2 protein-coding genes are annotated in these 2,209 nt (G+C 69.2%); both read left to right on the plus strand.

The genetic code is table 11. The annotated features are described in order from the left end of the window. The first annotated feature begins 231 nt into the window (after window positions 1–231). The gene (locus tag AB0M52_RS33390; RefSeq protein ID WP_363961837.1) at window positions 232–426 is read left to right on the plus strand and encodes a DUF397 domain-containing protein; all 195 of its coding nucleotides are present in this window, start codon (window positions 232–234) and stop codon (window positions 424–426) included. A 244-nt stretch (window positions 427–670) separates the two neighbouring features. After that, window positions 671–2,209: glycosyl hydrolase (locus AB0M52_RS33395; protein ID WP_363961836.1), on the plus strand; the 1,539-nt coding region annotated here is incomplete at its 3' end.

Genomic DNA, 2,209 nt, shown 5'->3' on the forward strand with positions numbered 1-2,209 from the left:
GTTGTACATCGGGATGACCACGGACAGCGTGATCTTCCCGGCTAAGTCTGTGCCCATCGATTGCCGGCCCTGTTCCGGACGCGAAGTCGCCTGATCCCCGCGCACCCGGCGTACGCAGGGGTAACACTTTTGCCGAGCCAGATAACGTACGCCTGGCCCAGCCATGAACGGCTGGCGAATGGCGGTGGCCGAGCGGCTTGAACTGATCAAGGAAGCCGCGCAGACATGGACATGACCAGTGCCAGGTGGCGCACGTCGACCTACTCGGGAAGTAACGGCGGGTCGTGCGTGGAGGTCGCCGACAATATGCCCGGTGTAGTGCTGGTGCGCGACACCAAGGACCGCGACGGCGGCGCTCTCCTGTTCAACCCTGGCTCGTGGCAGTCCTTCGTGAACCTGGCGAAGCGGATCGGTCCGCTGGGCTGACCATCAACGCGGTGAGAAGGCCCTGGCGTGCCGCCGAGGGCCTTCTTTGTGTGATCGTTGGCTTTGGAGCTGCGTGACACGCCGGGGGCGGAGCTGAGCCGTCGACGATCGGACCGAAACCGCCCCTGAGCTGGGGCGTCTTAGCTGCCGGTTAAGACACGCTTAGCTTCCACTGTCGTCCACGGGCACCCTTGGGTACGTCGATACGCTGCTCAGCGTTATCGTCAAGACACAAGGAGTATCCGTGGCCAGACGCGGACTGCACCGCCTCATCCGGCATCGTGGCCCCCGACGCAAGGCCGTGGTGCTCGGCGTCCTCGGCACGACGGTGGTGCTCGGGTTGGCGGCGACCATGGTGCCTTTACTCGCCGCCGACGACCTGTCGATTCCGGTGGTGGCCGACACCACCGCCACGATGGTGTCGCAGGACGGCGACAACGGCGTCAAGGCGACGCTGGCGACCTGTCCCGCCGGGTGTGACGGCAATCCGCGCGGTGCCCGGGAGGCGATCCTCGAATTCTCGGTGACGTCGCTGCCCGCGAACGCGGTGGGCGTCCGCGCGGTCCTGCGGGTGCACGCCTGGCAGGCGTTCGACGCGACGGTGACCGCGCACGCGTCCCGGCTGGATGCCCGCGCGGCCCGGCCGGCGCCCGCGCCGGTCGGCGCGGCGCTGGACGTGGTCGCCGGGGTGGGTCGGGGCTTCAACGAGTGGGACGTGTCGGGGCTGATCAGTGGGAACGGCATCTGGACGGTGTCGTTGGCACAGAGTGGACTGGCGACCCGCATCTACTGGGCCTCGGCGGAGAACCGCAACCCGGATCTACGTCCCCGCCTGGTGGTCAGCTACGGCGTGGGTGCCCGTCCGACGACGGCCGCGCCCAGCGCCGCACCGGGGCCCTCGGTCACACCGACCCGCGCGCCCGTCCCGCCGAGCCCGTCGCCGAGCGCCTCGCCCAGTGGGAGGCCGACCCCGGCGAACCCCAGCTCCACCCCGACCCCACCGGCGGCGGACGCGGGCCGGTGCGGGACGGTCTCGGACAAGCTGGTCCCGTCGTGTGGTGCCTGGTGGGGGATGTACTCGCCGACCAACCCGGCGACCTGGGACCACGGCCGGGCCATCACCGATATCGAGGCGCAGGTCGGCCGGGCCTTCGACGTCGTCCACCGGTACCACGACTTTTCCAACACCGGCAGCAACGGTGCCTTCCCGGACGTCTACCAGCAGCAGCAGATGCGCGAGGGCCGGTTGATGTTCTTCGCCTGGGAGACCCGGATCTTCTCCTCCGGCGCGGTGTTGACCTGGAAGGACGTCTACGGCGGGGGACATGACGCGACGATCGACGCGGTCGCCGGCCGGATCCGGGCCGTCGGTCAGCCGGTGTTCCTGGGCTTCGACCACGAGCCGGAGGACGAGCCGGCCAAGGGCAGCGACGCGGACTTCGTCCGGGCCTGGCGGTACGTGCACGACCGGTTCGCCGCGGCCGGCGTCCGCAACGCCGTCTGGGTGTGGACGATGATGGGCTGGTCCGGCCACTACGACCGGTACGCCGGGCTCTACCCCGGTGACCGCTACGTCGACTGGGTGGCCTGGGATCCGTACAACTTCCATGTCTGCAACGGCGGCACGGTCTGGCGGAGCCCGAGTGCGACGGTCGGCTCCTTCTATCGCTGGCTGGACGAGCAGGGTATCGGCGCGGGCAAGCCGCGGATGTTGGCAGAGTTCGGTACCAACTTCGACAGCGCTGACCCGACCGCCAAGCAGCGCTGGTTCGAGGAGTTCCCG

This window comes from Micromonospora sp. NPDC051296 (genome assembly GCF_040682255.1).
In the GTDB taxonomy this organism is placed as follows: domain Bacteria; phylum Actinomycetota; class Actinomycetes; order Mycobacteriales; family Micromonosporaceae; genus Micromonospora; species Micromonospora craterilacus.

Coding starts and splice junctions, on each gene's coding strand:
- AB0M52_RS33390 (WP_363961837.1), top strand. CDS start 232: ATGACCAGTGCCAGGTGGCGCACGTCGACCTACTCGGGAAGTAACGGC.